General features: G+C 68.3%; 12 protein-coding genes. 4 read left to right on the forward strand and 8 right to left on the reverse strand.

Annotated elements, in window-relative coordinates:
- Positions 1-47: 47 nt before the first annotated feature.
- From GGR03_RS24835 to GGR03_RS21265, 4 genes are all read right to left on the reverse strand, one after another.
- On the reverse strand, positions 48-662 hold the full coding sequence (locus GGR03_RS24835; protein ID WP_183210797.1) for a thermonuclease family protein: 615 nt from the start codon (positions 660-662) through the stop codon (positions 48-50).
- A 110-nt stretch (positions 663-772) separates the two neighbouring features.
- On the reverse strand, positions 773-1,450 hold the full coding sequence (locus tag GGR03_RS21255; protein WP_183210798.1) for a glutathione S-transferase family protein: 678 nt from the start codon (positions 1,448-1,450) through the stop codon (positions 773-775).
- A gap of 113 nt (positions 1,451-1,563) precedes the next feature.
- Complete coding sequence (locus GGR03_RS21260; RefSeq protein WP_183210799.1) at positions 1,564-2,139, reverse strand: DUF2585 family protein; 576 nt, start codon at positions 2,137-2,139, stop codon at positions 1,564-1,566.
- Between the two features lie 86 nt (positions 2,140-2,225).
- Entirely contained in the window at positions 2,226-3,827 is a 1,602-nt protein-coding gene (locus GGR03_RS21265; protein ID WP_183210800.1) for a bifunctional metallophosphatase/5'-nucleotidase, read from the reverse strand.
- A gap of 160 nt (positions 3,828-3,987) precedes the next feature.
- Between GGR03_RS21265 and betI the strand changes: the two genes are divergently transcribed.
- Together betI and betA are read left to right on the forward strand one after the other, a co-directional pair.
- Entirely contained in the window at positions 3,988-4,590 is a 603-nt protein-coding gene (gene betI, locus GGR03_RS21270) for a transcriptional regulator BetI (RefSeq protein ID WP_183210801.1), read from the forward strand.
- Positions 4,587-6,278, forward strand: coding sequence for a choline dehydrogenase (gene betA, locus GGR03_RS21275; protein WP_183210802.1), 1,692 nt, complete (start codon positions 4,587-4,589; stop codon positions 6,276-6,278). The genes betI and betA overlap by 4 nt, the downstream gene beginning before the upstream one ends.
- A gap of 5 nt (positions 6,279-6,283) precedes the next feature.
- Here betA and GGR03_RS21280 read toward each other — a convergent pair whose 3' ends face one another.
- The 4 genes from GGR03_RS21280 to GGR03_RS21295 form a co-directional block, all read right to left on the reverse strand.
- Positions 6,284-6,703, reverse strand: coding sequence for a DUF805 domain-containing protein (locus GGR03_RS21280; RefSeq protein WP_183210803.1), 420 nt, complete (start codon positions 6,701-6,703; stop codon positions 6,284-6,286).
- 36 nt (positions 6,704-6,739) lie between these two features.
- Positions 6,740-7,138: a DUF1850 domain-containing protein gene (locus GGR03_RS21285; protein ID WP_183210804.1), complete on the reverse strand. Its 399-nt coding sequence runs from the start codon at positions 7,136-7,138 to the stop codon at positions 6,740-6,742.
- Positions 7,135-9,321, reverse strand: coding sequence for a TRAP transporter permease (locus tag GGR03_RS21290; protein ID WP_183210805.1), 2,187 nt, complete (start codon positions 9,319-9,321; stop codon positions 7,135-7,137). The genes GGR03_RS21285 and GGR03_RS21290 overlap by 4 nt, the downstream gene beginning before the upstream one ends.
- Before the next feature lie 108 nt (positions 9,322-9,429).
- Positions 9,430-10,380: a TAXI family TRAP transporter solute-binding subunit gene (locus tag GGR03_RS21295; RefSeq protein ID WP_183210806.1), complete on the reverse strand. Its 951-nt coding sequence runs from the start codon at positions 10,378-10,380 to the stop codon at positions 9,430-9,432.
- 182 nt (positions 10,381-10,562) lie between these two features.
- Here GGR03_RS21295 and GGR03_RS21300 point away from each other — a divergent pair, with 182 nt between their 5' ends.
- Positions 10,563-10,703: a hypothetical protein gene (locus GGR03_RS21300; RefSeq protein ID WP_183210807.1), complete on the forward strand. Its 141-nt coding sequence runs from the start codon at positions 10,563-10,565 to the stop codon at positions 10,701-10,703.
- Between the two features lie 106 nt (positions 10,704-10,809).
- Positions 10,810-12,981, forward strand: a complete 2,172-nt coding sequence (locus GGR03_RS21305; protein WP_183210808.1) for a malate synthase G — start codon at positions 10,810-10,812, stop codon at positions 12,979-12,981.
- The last annotated feature ends 700 nt before the right edge of the window (positions 12,982-13,681 follow it).

Raw genomic sequence — 13,681 nt, forward strand, 5'->3', positions numbered from 1 at the left:
TCTGGCAAGCCGAGCGGGCCGGCGCGGTCCTTAAGCGGCTCCCGCCATCATCCGCACCAGGGATTGCCGCGGTTCGGCCAGCGCTGCGACAGACCTTCGGCCACCAGCACCTCGCCGGCGTCGCGCCCGTCCGATAGCCTCACGGTGACCAGCCGGCGCCCGTAGCGGTCAGTTCCGTGACCCGCCAGCGAATAGCCGCCGCCCATCAGCGTCTGCATCCGGTCCCGCGCCGCCACGGCCGCCCGCCGTTCGGCGGCGCATTCCGGCTTGCTGAGCTCGGGCGTGTCGATTCCGGCGATCCGCCATTTCTCGCCCTTCTCCCAGCCGGTATCGCCGTCGACGAGGCAGGTGACGCCGCGCTCCGCCCGCGCGCCGCCGCTGCAGGTCGGCATCGAGCGATATTGCAAGGGGCGGTTTGCCGGCCTGACGGCGACGGAACGCGGCATGACCTCATGGCCGCCTGCGATGACGCGCGGCAGTTCCGGAAGTTTCACGGCGGCGAGGCTGAGGCCGGCGAGCCGATCGGCGGCAAAGGGCGACGCAAAGGCGATGGCGCAGGCAACGAGGAGCAGCGGCCAGAACCGTGACTGGCGCCGCCGCTTCGGCCGGCCGCCGAAAAGCCGCCGCGGCGAGGAAGTCGAGCCGCTGGGGCGGCGGGACACATTGCGCTGTCGTGACCGTCGTTTCGGAGCCATGCTCCGACGGTAGCGGCGGCGCTGCTAATGCGCGGTTACCGCGCTCCGGGCAATTCTCGCGGTCGGTGCTGCGCCCGTCAGGCCATCTCGGCGGGTTCGCCCTGGTGGAACGGTGCCAGCTGCGCTTCCAGCGCCCGCTTGAACGCCGGCCGCGCCTCGCAGCGCGCCTGGTAGGGGGCGAGTACGGGGTCGGCGGCGACGAGCTCGGTATGGCGCAGATTGCGCAGGACGGTCGTCATCATCAGGTCGCCGGCGGTAAACTGGTCCTCCAGATACTGCCGTCCGGCGAGCCGGTCCGACAGCCGGCCGAGCCGCGTGCGCACCTTCGTCTCCACCTCCGGGCGGCGGATGCGCGCCCAGTCGGCGTCGGGGTGGAACAGGTCGATCGTGGCGAGTTCGGTGATCACCGGCTCGATACTGTTCAGCGCCGCGAACACCCAGGCCGCGGTACGGGCCCGGCCGGGTCGGTCTCCCGGCATCAGCGCCGGCGTGCCCTCGGCGATGTGCAGGACGATGGCGCCGCTCTCGAAAAGCCGGACGTCGGCATCGCGATACACAGGCACCTGTCCGAATGGCTGTTCCTGGAAATAGTCGTGGGGACGTTCGCTCAACGCGTCGAGCAGACGCACGCGGTAGGCGGCGCCCGCTTCCTCCAGTGCCCAGCGGACGCGCAGATCCCGCACCAGCCCCTGGGCGAAGGGCGGCACCCAGCGAAAGGCGCTGATCTCGACGGCGGCTTGCGGATCAACTGGCATGGCGATCTCCCCAACGACTTAAGGCAGCCCGAACATATGAGTTGATATCAACATAAAAGGCGCGGGTCAATGGCGGCGTCGTTCCGGCCTCCGGGTGATTTCGTGAAAGGGCGTTAGCCGCCACCTTGCCAGACGCGCACCGCGTCGACCGGCCAGACCAGCATCAGCACGTTGAGGGTGAGATTGTCGCGGATCCACCAGAGCGTGAACAGCTCGAAGAACACCGCAATCGCCACGGTGAGCCAGACCGGCAACCGGCTGGCGAGCCAGAAGCCGAGCACCATGAAGCCGATGTCGGCGACGGAATTGATGACGCTGTCGCCGAAATAGTCCAGCGCGATGGTCGCCTCGCGGTAGCGCTGGATCACCGCATCGGTGTTCTCGGCGATCTCCCAGGCGCATTCGACGAGCAGCGCCGGGATCAGCCGACCGCCGAGCGACAGGCGCGGCAGCAGCAGCCAGGTGAGGAAATAGAACAGGAAGCCATGGATGAGGTGGGAGGGGGAATACCAGTCCGACAGATGCTGGGAGTTCTCCGAGCTGACGACCGTGCCGTGCCACAGCTTGACGGTGCCGCAGTCGCAGATCGGTACGCGACCCATCCATAAAAGGATCGCCGCCGTGGCGGCGACGATCGCTGTCGCAGCGAGCGCGTGGCGCCAGCCGATCTCGTTTCGTGCAAGATCCATCGTTCCCCCTGGCGGATCGCCGGGCGCGAATCCAGCCTTGCCCTAGCCGGGCCGATCCCGCCCGGCAAGGAGGAGGCGGTCCCGACCTATTCGGCCAACGTGATGCGCCCGTCGGTGTAAGGCTCATACGGTGCGGAGTCGCGGCTGAGATAGGCGGCGACCACGTCATCCAGGGTCGGGCCGTAATCATAGGCCTCGATGCCCTTCTCGGCGAAGACGCTGTAGCCGTCGCCGCCGCCGCGCAGGAAGTTGTTGGAGACGACGAGATAGGTCTTGGCCGGATCGAGCGGCACGAACCCATCCTCCTCCATGACCTCGACGGTCCCGATGCGGCTGCCGGGCGCGGCGTCCATCGACCATGTGAATTTCAGCCCCGAGACCTGCGGGAAGCGGCCACCGCCCTCCTCGACCTGTGAGACGCCGTTCTCGAGCGCCGCCCGGATGTCGGCGCCGGTCAGCTTGAAGGTCGACAACGTGTTCTGGAACGGCAGGACCATGAGGACCTCGCCCATCGTCACCTCGCCTTCGTCGATCGAGGCGCGCAGGCCGCCGCCATTGGTGATGGCGAGGCTGGCGCCCTGGTCGCGCACCCGGTCGAGCATCGCGTCGGCGACGAGATTGCCCATGCTGCATTCGCCGATGCGGCAGACCTGAGGCGCGCCGTCGAGCGGCGCCGCGGTGCGGGCCACCACCTTGGTGCGGATCGCCTCCAGCGGTTTCGCCAGTTCGTCGATGCGCGCCACCAAGGTGGAATCCTGCGGAATCGTGCCGTTCATGATCAGCGGCGTGCCGCTTGCCTCGGTGACCACGCCGGCATCGTCGAACGTGACGACGAGCTCGCCGAGATACTTGCCGTAGGCATAGGCCTGGACGATCGGCACGTCGTGGCCGTCGGGGCCCTTGACCATGGTCGGGTAGGGCCCGGAGGCCTTGTCGTCGTTGTTGGCGAGCAGCGTGTGCGAATGGCCGCCGACGATGACGTCGATCCCGGGAACGGCGGCGGCGATGCGCTTGTCCGCCTCGTAGCCGGAATGGCTGAGGACGACGATCTTGTCGACGCCCTGGTCGGTCAGCGCCTCTACCGCTTCAGTGAGCGCGGCCACCGGCTCCTGGAAGGTGATCCTCGGGCCGGGGCTCGACAGCTCCGCGGTGTTGACCGGGGTCACGCCGACGAGCCCGATCTTCTCGCCGCCCCGCTCGATCACCGCCCAGGGCTTCAGCGTCTCGGCGAGTTCCGGCTCCTTGCTGACATCGGCATTGGCAAGCAGGATCGGGAAGTCCACCGCCTCGATGAAGGCGCGCAGCACCTCCGGCCCGTCGTCGAACTCGTGATTGCCGACGGTCATGGCGTCGTAGCCGATGGCGTTCATCATCTCCGCCGCGGCCTTGCCCTTGTAATGGTTGTAGAACAGCGAGCCCTGAAACTGATCGCCACCATCGACGAGGATGGGGTTCGTGGCGGATTCACGCGCCGCCCTAATGGCGGTGAAGAGCCGGGCCGAACCGCCGAAGCATGCGTCGGCCGTCGCTTCCTCCGCCGAGCAGGTGGAGTCGTATTTGTTGATCGGCTCGATCCGGCTGTGGAAGTCGTTGGTGTGCAGGATGGTCAGCCGGTACTCGGCCTGCGCGATGCCACCGGCCGCCGCGACGATCGCGAGGGCGGCGGCGGTGCTGAGAAGAAGCCGCATGTCACATCCTTCCGTGGGTCGGCGCGTGGAGCGCCCTGGCAGGGGGATCATAGGCAAGGCCGGAGCCGCTTGAACAGGTCGATGCGGCACTGCAGCGCAGCCGTTGCGTTTCATCCGGAACGTTGATTGACTGATCAATCAACATTCATATCTTACGACCATGTCCCACCTCTCCCATCATCGAAACGGTCGCGGCGAGACGGCGCGGCGTGAGGCGATGATCGTCGCGACGATCGGCGCCATCGAGGCCGCCGGCTCGCTCGACGTGACCGTCGCCGACATCGCCGTGCGCGCCGGCGTGTCGCCCGCGCTCGTCCATCATTATTTCGGCACCAAGGACGACCTCCTGATCGCCGCGATGCGCTATCTCCTGCAGGGCTTCCGCGCCGGGGTCACAAGCCGGCTGCGGCAGGCGAATGGGCCGCGCCAGCGGGTGTCGGCCATCATCGAGGCCTCGTTCGACCCGAGCCAGTTCGTGAGCGAGGCGATCGCCGCCTGGCTGGCGTTCTATCTCTATGCCCGCCGCTCGGCCGAGGCGGCACGCCTGCTGCGGCTGTATTTCCGGCGGCTGGAAACCAACCTCGTATCGGCGCTGGCGCCGCTGCTCGGCATGCCGCGGGCGCACGGCGTGGCGGCTGCCGCCGGCGCGATGATCGACGGCGTCTGGCTGCGCCAGGCGCTGACGCCGCTCACCGCCCCGGACGGGGCCACCGCCATCGCCATGGTCGAACGCTACATCGATGCCGAAATGGGTGTGAAATGAAAGTCTTGGACGAAGCCGACTACGTGGTGGTCGGTTCGGGATCGGCCGGCTCGGCGCTCGCCTACCGCCTGTCGGAATCCGGCCGCTACGACGTCGTGGTGATCGAGGCGGGCGGTACCGACGCGGGGCCGTTCATCCAGATGCCAGGCGCGCTCTCCTTCCCGATGAACATGCGCCGGTACGACTGGGGCTATCGCGCCGAGCCCGAACCGGCGCTCGGCGGCCGCCGGCTGGCGACGCCTCGCGGCCGGGTGATCGGCGGCTCGTCCTCGATCAACGGCATGGTCTATGTGCGCGGCCACGCCAAGGACTTCGATCATTGGGCGGAGACCGGCGCGGCCGGCTGGTCCTTTGCCGACGTGCTTCCCTATTTCAAGCGCATGGAGGCCTTCGAGGGCGGCGATCCGGCCTGGCGGGGCACCAGGGGGCCGCTGAACGTGCGCCGGGGCGACATGCTGAACCCGCTCTACCAGACCTTCATCGAGGCCGGGCGCGAGGCCGGCTATCCGGTGACCGACGACTATAACGGCTACGCGCAGGAGGGCTTCGGCCCGATGCAGCAGACGATCTGGCGCGGGCGCCGCTGGTCGGCCGCCAACGCCTATCTGCGGCCGGCCATCGCCCGCGGCAATTGCCGGCTCCTGCATGGCAGCGCCCTGCGCGTCGCCTTCGAGCAGGGCGGCGGGGAACTGCGCGCCACCGGCGTCGAGGTCACCCGTCCGGGCCTGCGCGGTGCCGGTCGCACCGGCCTCGTCAAGGCGCGGCGCGAAGTCGTGCTCGCCGCCGGCGCCATCAACTCGCCGCTCCTGCTGATGCATTCGGGCGTCGGCGACGCGGCCGAGCTATCGCGCGTCGGCATCGACACGCGCCTGCCGCGTCCCGGCGTCGGCAGCAATCTGCAGGATCACCTGGAGCTCTACATCCAGCAGTCCTGCACCCAGCCGATCACCCTGAACGGCTATCTCAACCTCTTCGGCAAGGGGCGGGTGGGGCTCGAATGGATGATGCTCCACACCGGCCACGGCGCCACCAACCATTTCGAGGCGGCGGGCTTCATCCGCTCCGCACCGGGCATCGAGTATCCCGACATCCAGTATCATTTCCTGCCCGGCGCGATCCGCTACGACGGCCAGGCGGCGGCGGCCGGCCACGGCTTCCAGGCGCATGTCGGGCCGATGCGGTCGAAGTCGCGCGGCCACATCCGGCTGAAGAGCAGCGACCCTTCCGAGCCGCCGGCGATCCGCTTCAACTACATGTCGCATGAGGACGATTTCGCCGAGTTCCGCCAGGCGATCCGGCTGACCCGCGAGATCTTCGGCCAGCCCGCCTTCGACCCTTACCGGGGACCGGAGATCCAGCCGGGCGCCGCGCTGAAGAGCGACGACGAACTCGACGGCTTCATCGCCGCCCATGCCGAGAGCGCCTACCACCCGTGCGGCGCGGCGCGGATGGGCGCGGCCGAGGATCCGGACGCGGTCGTCGATCCGGAATGCCGCGTGATCGGGACGCAGAACCTGCGCCTGGCCGATTCCTCGATCTTCCCGCGCATCACGAACGGCAATCTCAACGGCCCGTCGATCATGGTGGGCGAGAAGGCCGCCGATCACATTCTCGGCGAGGGCCTCCTGGCGCCGGAGCCGGACAAGCTCCCGTGGATCAATCCCGGCTGGCGGGACGCGCAGCGCTAGGCCTTCTACGGGCGCCGCGATGGACGCAGGGCACCCGCAGCCCGCGGCGGCGGGCCGTAGGCATTGATGGCCCGCTCGCCGGGCTGGCTGGCGAAATACAGATAGATCACCCAGCCGACCACCGGCACGAGGTTGATCAGGAGCCACCAGCCGGACCGACCGGTATCGTGCATGCGCCGAGCGCCGACGGCCAGCGACGGGATGAAGACCGCGAGGCTGAACAGCGAGCCAAGCGGCTGCGCGCCCTCGAAGGAGAACGGCGAGAAGCCGAGGATCGGCCCGACGACCAGGCCGTCGAGCAGGCCGAACACCAGATTGCCGAGCAGCATGAACAGCACGAACCACCAGAACTCGGCGCGCTGGGCCCGGCCGCGGAAGGTCGCGTACTGGGAGAGGGCCGACTGGATCGCTCCGGTGAATGACATGCTGTCTGCTCCTGGCTTCCTTGCATTGCGCCGAGTCTAGCGCGGGTCCCGGTCGGTGCCGAGAGGCAAATCGCACCAGCGCACCAGGATCGGCGGCCCCTGCTCCGCCCCGAGCGTGAGGCAGGAGCCGCTCCCGGCCTCGGCCGGACAGAGCGTCCAGCCCGAGCCGGTGGCGCCGGAAGCGGCGAGGACGAGTTCCGGGATTGCCGGCACGTCCGGCCGGTAGACATAGGCGTTGCCGTCGCGCACGGCGCCCTCCGGCGGCTCCATGCCCGCGCCGGATCCCGCGATCCTGCCCTCGACCACCGTCAGGCCCGCAGGGCCGGCGCGCCAGCTTTCTTCCCACCGGGTCTTTTCGACGGAATGGGTCCAGGAGAGGGCGAAGGCGGACGCCGCCAGGGTCAGCGTCTTGCCGGCGGCGAGGATGCAGATCATTCGGCGGCGGAGACGCCCTTGTCCGCCGGGCGGCGCGGCGTCGTGCCGCCGCCGGTCTGGTTGGCGATGGCCGGCGCGCCGTGCCGGCGCCGCTGATAGACGTGCCAGGCAATGAACGCCGCAGCCAGGCCGAAGCCGATCTCGTCGGTGATCGGCAGCGCCGCGACCAGCGTGAACGCGGCGACGGTGGCAACAATGCGCTCCCACCATTTCAGCGGCGTCAGAAGGAATCCGATCGCCGCAGCGCCCCATAGCGCGATGGACAGCGACGTCTTGAAGACGATGTAGACGACGGCTGGCCAGAAACCGATTGCGTCGCTGAGCGGTCCGCCGTCCTGCAGCATCAGCGCCGGCGTGTAGACCGCCATGAACGGGATGACGAAGCCGGCGAGTGCCACCTTCACGGCCTGGAACGAGATCTGCAGCCCGGGCGCCTTGGCGATCGGTGCGGCCGCGTAGCAGGCCAGCGCCACCGGCGGTGTCAGGTCGGCGAGAATGCCGAAATAGAACACAAACATGTGGCTGACGATCAGCGGCACGCCGAGCGCCAGCAGCGCCGGGCCGGCGATCGAGGCGGTGATGATGTAGTTGGGGATGGTCGGGATCCCCATGCCGAGGATCAGGCAGGTGATCATCGTCAGCACCAGCGACAGGAACAGCGAGCTGTCACCGACTGCCACGATGAACTGGCCGAACGTGTTGGCGACGCCGGTCAGCGTCATCGTGCCGACGATGATGCCGACGATGGCGCAGGCGATACCGACCGGCAGGGCGGTCTTGGCGCCCTCGGCGAGCGCGTCCCGGGTAAGCAGGAGCGTCTCGCGGCCGCCGCGGAAAAGGACCGCGAGCAGCATCAGCACCACCAGCGTCACCGCCACCGGCATGATGCCGTACTGGAAGAACGAGGCGGCCGATACGCCGAGCCCGATCCAGAAGACGTAGCGCAGCGCCTGGACCGGGATCCGCCCGGCGAGCGGCGCGCCGATGATCAGCAGAGCGGTCAGGGCGAGGCCGATCGTCCCGGCATAGAGCGGGGTGTAGCCGGAGAACAGCAGCCAGACGAGCACGCCGAGCGGCAGCAAGAGGTACCAGCCCTCGCGCAGCGCCTTCAGCGGCGAGGGCAGTTCGGCGCGCGTCAGGCCCATCAGGCCGCGCTTGCCCGCCTCCAGATGCACCATCCAGAACACCGAGCCGAAATACAGCAGCGCCGGGATGATCGCGGCCTGGACGACCGCGGCATAGGGCACGTTCAGCGTCTCGGCCATGATGAAGGCGACGGCGCCCATCACCGGCGGCATGATCTGCCCGCCCATGGAGGCAGTCGCCTCGACGCCGCCCGCGAAGGCCGGCCGGTAGCCGAAGCGCTTCATCAGCGGGATGGTGAACTGCCCGGTCGTTACGACATTGGCGACGCCGGAACCGGAGATCGTGCCCATCAGGCCGGAGGAGATCACCGCCACTTTCGCCGCGCCGCCCCGCGCCCCGCCGACGAGGCCGAGCGAGACGTCGGTGAAGAGCTTGATCATGCCGGCGCGCTCGAGGAACGAGCCGAACAGGATGAACAGGAAGATGTAGGTGGAGGAGACGTAGGTCGGGATGCCGTAGATGCCCTCGGTGCCGAAGGCCATGTGGTCGATGACCTGCGAGAAGTCGTAGCCGCGGGTGACGAAGGGCGACGGCAAATAGTTGCCGAACAGGCAGTAGGCGAGGAAGGCGCCGGCGATGATCGGCAATGCCGGGCCCATGATCCGCCAGGTCGCGACAAACAGGATGACGAGGGCGGCGACGCCGACCGCCGTGTCCGCCGGCAGCGGCAGGCCGGCGCGGAAGATCAGCGCCTCGTATTCCCACCACTGATACGCCGCCACGGCCATGCCCAGCATGCCGAGGGCCCAGAAAACCGCCCGCACCGGCGCGCTCTCGCCCCGGATGACGGCGACCAGCGGCAGGCCGAGCAGGCAGAGGAAGCCGACATGGATCGCCCGAACGATCTGCGAGGGCATGTCGAGGAGATGTGCGGCGGTGGCGAGCTGGAAGATCGAGAACAGGAAGGCGATCGCAAAGAGGATCCTGCCTTCGAGGCTGGCGGGAAAAGCCGAGGCCAGCGGATCCTGCAGCTCGGCATTCTCGCCGCCGCCGGTCTCCGCCCCGTCCGGCTTGTGGGCAGCGCTCTGGCTGGTCATGCGAATCTCCCGAACCCCTGTCGCGCGGGACATTACCGACGCGGGCAGAAGGGCGCAAACGCCCCCGGCCGGGCCTGTCGATCAAGGCCTGCCGGGGGCGGGAGTGGCCTAGAGCAGGCCGGCTTCCTTGTAGTAGCGCTCGGCGCCCGGATGCAGCGGTGCCGGCAGGTTCTTCGCCGCCGTCGCCGGATCGATCGCCGTCGCCGCGTTATGCGCTGCGACGAGATCCGGGATGTGCTCGAAGAGCTGCTTGGTCATCTGGTAGACGAGTTCCTCGTCCACATCGCTCGACGTGACGAGGATGTTGGTGATCGCCAGCGTCGGCACGGCTTCATCCTGGCCGTCATAGGTGCCGGCGGGGATCTCCGCCGCCTGGAACGGCGCGCCGAGCGTCTCGGCGATCTCCGCCGGGACCGCGACGACGTTGATCGGCAGCGACGAGGCAAGATCGCGGATCGAGGCGACGCCCAGCCCGGCCGACTGCAGCGTGGCGTCCAGCTGGCGGTTCTTGATCAGCTCCACCGATTCGGCGAAGGGCAGATACTCGGTCTTGCTGAGATCGTCGTAGCTCATCCCGGCCGCCTCGAAGATCGCCCGTGCGTTGAGCTCGGTGCCGGATGCCGGTGCGCCGACCGAGAGGCCCTTGCCCTTCAGGCCCGCGAGATCGGTCACGCCTGATTCACGTGAAGCGACGATCTGCACGAAATTCGGATAGATCGCGGCGACGGCACGCAGATTCTCGACCGGCGCCTGGAAGCCGGCATCGGTGTCGCCTTCGACCGCCGCCTTGACGGAATCGCCGAGCGCAAAGCCGATTTCGCCGCGTCCCTGGGCGATCAGGTTGATGTTCTCGACGGAGGCCTTGGTGGCCTGCACCTGGGTCTTCACGCCCTCGATGTTCTCGCCGTAGACCTTCGCCAGGGCGACGCCGAGCGGGTAATACACGCCCGACGTGCCGCCGGTCAGCACGTTGATGAACTGCTGCGCCGAGGCGCTGACGGGCGCAAAGGCAAGCGCTGCGACGATGGCGGTCCCGGCAAGCCGGTTGAAAATCTTCATGCATGATCCTCCCATGGAGCCGGCATGGCTCTTGGCGCGATTAGTACCTGCCGGGACGCAAACCTCAAGGCCGCGGCCGGCGAACATCCCTCGAACCGGATCGATGCCCGGGCAAGAAGTCTGTCGGGGAGCCGCGGAACGAACGGCTTGCTGCTTCGTCCTTCATCACGAAGGAGATATCTATGAAGACACCAGTCGCCGTTGCCATCGGCATCGTGCTGTTCATCCTCGTTGGCATCGCCAGCTTCTACCTCTCGCAGGCGAGCAACGCCCCTGAAGGCGAGCTGCCGGGGATGGAAGCACCCGATCCGGGGCCCGAGTAGGGGGCCTCGCCGTCGCGCGAGGCGGAGAACGGTCCCTGCTCCGAAGGATTTGACTTCGCGAACACCATGGTCGATGTCCGCAGCCGAAGCTAACGGGAGTGGGCGCATGCCGGATATGATCGATGTTCACGGCCTGAAGGTCGCGGCGATACTGAAGACCTTCATCGACCAGGAAGCGTTGCCGGGCACCGGCATCGAAGCCGACGCCTTCTGGCAGGGCTTCGCCGCGATGCTCGAGGACCTTGCGCCGAAGAACCGTGAACTGCTGCAGACGCGCGACACGCTGCAGGAGAAGATCGACGACTGGCACCGCGAGCGCCGCGGCAAGACCATCGACATGAAGGAGTACCAGTCCTTCCTGCGCGACATCGGCTATCTGGTTCCCGAAGGCCCGGACTTTTCCATCGACACGGCGAATGTCGATCCGGAGATCGCCCTGATCCCCGGCCCGCAGCTGGTCGTGCCGCTGATGAACGCGCGCTACACGTTGAACGCCGCCAATGCCCGCTGGGGCTCGCTCTACGACGCGCTCTACGGCACCGATGCCATGGGCGACATGCCGGAGGGCAAGGGCTACGACCGCGCCCGCGGCGCTCGCGTCGTCAGCTGGGCCAAGGGCTTCCTCGACGGCCTGGCGCCGCTCGACCGGATCTCGCATATCGACGTCGAGCGCTATTCCGTCGCCGGCGGCACGCTGGTCGCCGAGTTCAACGGCGGCAAGACCGCCAGGCTGAAGAACCCCGCCGCTTTCGCCGGGCACCGCGGCGACGCGGCTTCGCCCTCGGCGATCCTCGTCAAGCACAACGGCCTGCACCTGGAAGTCGTGATCGACGCCACGCACCGGGTCGGCAAGAACGACCGTGCGAATGTCGCCGACATGCTCATGGAATCGGCGGTCTCGACGATCTGCGACTGCGAGGATTCCATCGCCGCCGTCGACGCCGAGGACAAGACTGCCGTCTACCGCAACTGGCTCGGCCTGATGAAGGGCGACCTCGAGGACACGTTCGACAAGGGCGGCACGCCCGTGACGCGCCGGCTCAACCCCGACCGTGACTATGTCGGACCGGACGGCCATCCGTTCACCCTGCCAGGGCGCTCGCTGCTGCTGATCCGCAATGTCGGCCACCTTATGACCAACCCGGCGATCCGGCTCAGCGACGGATCGGACGCGCCGGAAGGCCTGCTGGACGCGATGATCACCTCGATGATCGCCATGCACGACCTGAAGAAGACCGGCGGCATGCGCAATTCGCGCACCCGCTCGGTCTACATCGTCAAGCCGAAGATGCACGGGCCGGAAGAGGTCGCCTTCTCCGACGAGATCTTCGGCCGCGTCGAGGACGTTCTGGGTCTCGACCGCTACACGCTGAAGATGGGCATTATGGACGAGGAGCGCCGCACCACGGTCAACCTCAAGGAGGCGATCCGCGCCGCCCGCCAGCGGGTGTTCTTCATCAACACCGGCTTCCTCGACCGCACCGGCGACGAGATCCATACCTCGATGGAAGCAGGCCCCATGGTCCGCAAGACGGTGATGAAGGACCGCACCTGGATCGCCGCCTACGAGGACTGGAACGTCGACGTGGGTCTCGCCTGCGGCTTCCGCGGCAAGGCGCAGATCGGCAAGGGCATGTGGGCGGCGCCCGCCAAGATGCACGACATGCTGGCCCAGAAGATCGGCCATCCGCAGGCCGGTGCCAATTGCGCCTGGGTGCCGAGCCCCACGGCCGCGACCCTGCACGCGACGCATTACCACAAGGTCGATGTGCTGGCCTGGCAGGATTCCATCGCCGCCAAGGGGCGCCGGGCGATCCTCGCCGACATCCTGACCATCCCGCTCGCCAACCGGGCGAACTGGCCGGAGGAGCAGATCCGCGGCGAGCTGCGCAACAACGCGCAGGGTATCCTCGGCTATGTCGTGCGCTGGATCGACCAGGGCATCGGCTGCTCCACCGTGCCCGACATCAACGATGTCGGTCTGATGGAGGATCGCGCCACCTGCCGGATATCTTCGCAGCACATCGCCAACTGGCTGCATCACGGCGTCGTCTCGAAGGACGAGGTGATGGCGGCGATGAAGGAGATGGCGGAAAAGGTCGACCAGCAGAACGCTGGCGACCCGGCCTACACGAAGATGGCCGACGACTTCGACAACTCGATCGCCTTCCAGGCCGCCTGCGACCTCGTCTTCGAGGGACGTGTGCAGCCTTCGGGCTACACCGAGCCGGTGCTGCATCGCCGCCGGCTGGAGAAGAAGGCCCAGCTCGCGGGCTGAGGCCTGACGGGGCGGCGCTTCGGCGCCGCCCGCTCGGCTCCCGCTTTGCAGGAGCCCGTCCGGATCAGCGTCGGCTGCTGAGCGTCCGCTTGCCGGCGCGCGGCGTGCGGCGGTTCTGCCGCGTGCCGGTCTTGCCCTTCTTGGCGGCATCGGCCGTTGCCTTGCGGCTGACCCGCGCGACCTTCGCCTTTGCCGGCGCGGCAGGCGTCGCTTCCGCGTTTGCCGGGCCGGGGGCGGACGCGGCATCGCCGGCCGACTTCACCGTGGAAGCTGCCGATACGGCCGCCGCACGCGTCGGCGACTTCGGGCTCGCGGCCGTCACCATGCGCAGCTTCTGCGGGCCTTGCGGCGCCACGGGCTTGCGCCGCTCCTTCTTCTGCGGGGCCCGCGACGCGGCGGCCTTCGGCCTGGCGGCGGATTTGGCCGGCGTTTCCGGCGCGGCGGGCGCCGCCGGGACGGGCGAAGCCTCGGGCGCGCTGGCCGGCTGGTCGTTGTCGGCGCGGCGCGGCGGCTCGCCCTGAGCTGCAGCAGCCGCCGGCTTGTCGGCCTTCGGCTTGGCCGGCGCGCGGGCCGACTTCGCGGCAGGCTTTGCGTCTTCGGACGTCGTGGCGGGCCCGGCCTTTGCAGCAGGCTTGGACCTGGCGGCGGGCTTGGCCTTTGCGGCAGGCTTGGCGGGTGCCACCGGCTTCTTCGCCTCCGC

It is taken from the genome of Aurantimonas endophytica, from assembly GCF_014196845.1.
In the GTDB taxonomy this organism is placed as follows: Bacteria; Pseudomonadota; Alphaproteobacteria; order Rhizobiales; family Rhizobiaceae; genus Aurantimonas; species Aurantimonas endophytica.

What these genes read in the sequence shown, in the direction of transcription:
- GGR03_RS21255 (WP_183210798.1), bottom strand. Translation starts at nt 1,450, where the DNA reads ATGCCAGTTGATCCGCAAGCCGCCGTCGAGATCAGCGCCTTTCGCTGG.
- GGR03_RS21260 (WP_183210799.1), bottom strand. Translation starts at nt 2,139, where the DNA reads ATGGATCTTGCACGAAACGAGATCGGCTGGCGCCACGCGCTCGCTGCG.
- GGR03_RS21265 (WP_183210800.1), bottom strand. Translation starts at nt 3,827, where the DNA reads ATGCGGCTTCTTCTCAGCACCGCCGCCGCCCTCGCGATCGTCGCGGCG.
- betI (WP_183210801.1), top strand. Translation starts at nt 3,988, where the DNA reads ATGTCCCACCTCTCCCATCATCGAAACGGTCGCGGCGAGACGGCGCGG.
- betA (WP_183210802.1), top strand. Translation starts at nt 4,587, where the DNA reads ATGAAAGTCTTGGACGAAGCCGACTACGTGGTGGTCGGTTCGGGATCG.
- GGR03_RS21280 (WP_183210803.1), bottom strand. Translation starts at nt 6,703, where the DNA reads ATGTCATTCACCGGAGCGATCCAGTCGGCCCTCTCCCAGTACGCGACC.
- GGR03_RS21285 (WP_183210804.1), bottom strand. Translation starts at nt 7,138, where the DNA reads ATGATCTGCATCCTCGCCGCCGGCAAGACGCTGACCCTGGCGGCGTCC.
- GGR03_RS21290 (WP_183210805.1), bottom strand. Translation starts at nt 9,321, where the DNA reads ATGACCAGCCAGAGCGCTGCCCACAAGCCGGACGGGGCGGAGACCGGC.
- GGR03_RS21295 (WP_183210806.1), bottom strand. Translation starts at nt 10,380, where the DNA reads ATGAAGATTTTCAACCGGCTTGCCGGGACCGCCATCGTCGCAGCGCTT.
- GGR03_RS21300 (WP_183210807.1), top strand. Translation starts at nt 10,563, where the DNA reads ATGAAGACACCAGTCGCCGTTGCCATCGGCATCGTGCTGTTCATCCTC.
- GGR03_RS21305 (WP_183210808.1), top strand. Translation starts at nt 10,810, where the DNA reads ATGCCGGATATGATCGATGTTCACGGCCTGAAGGTCGCGGCGATACTG.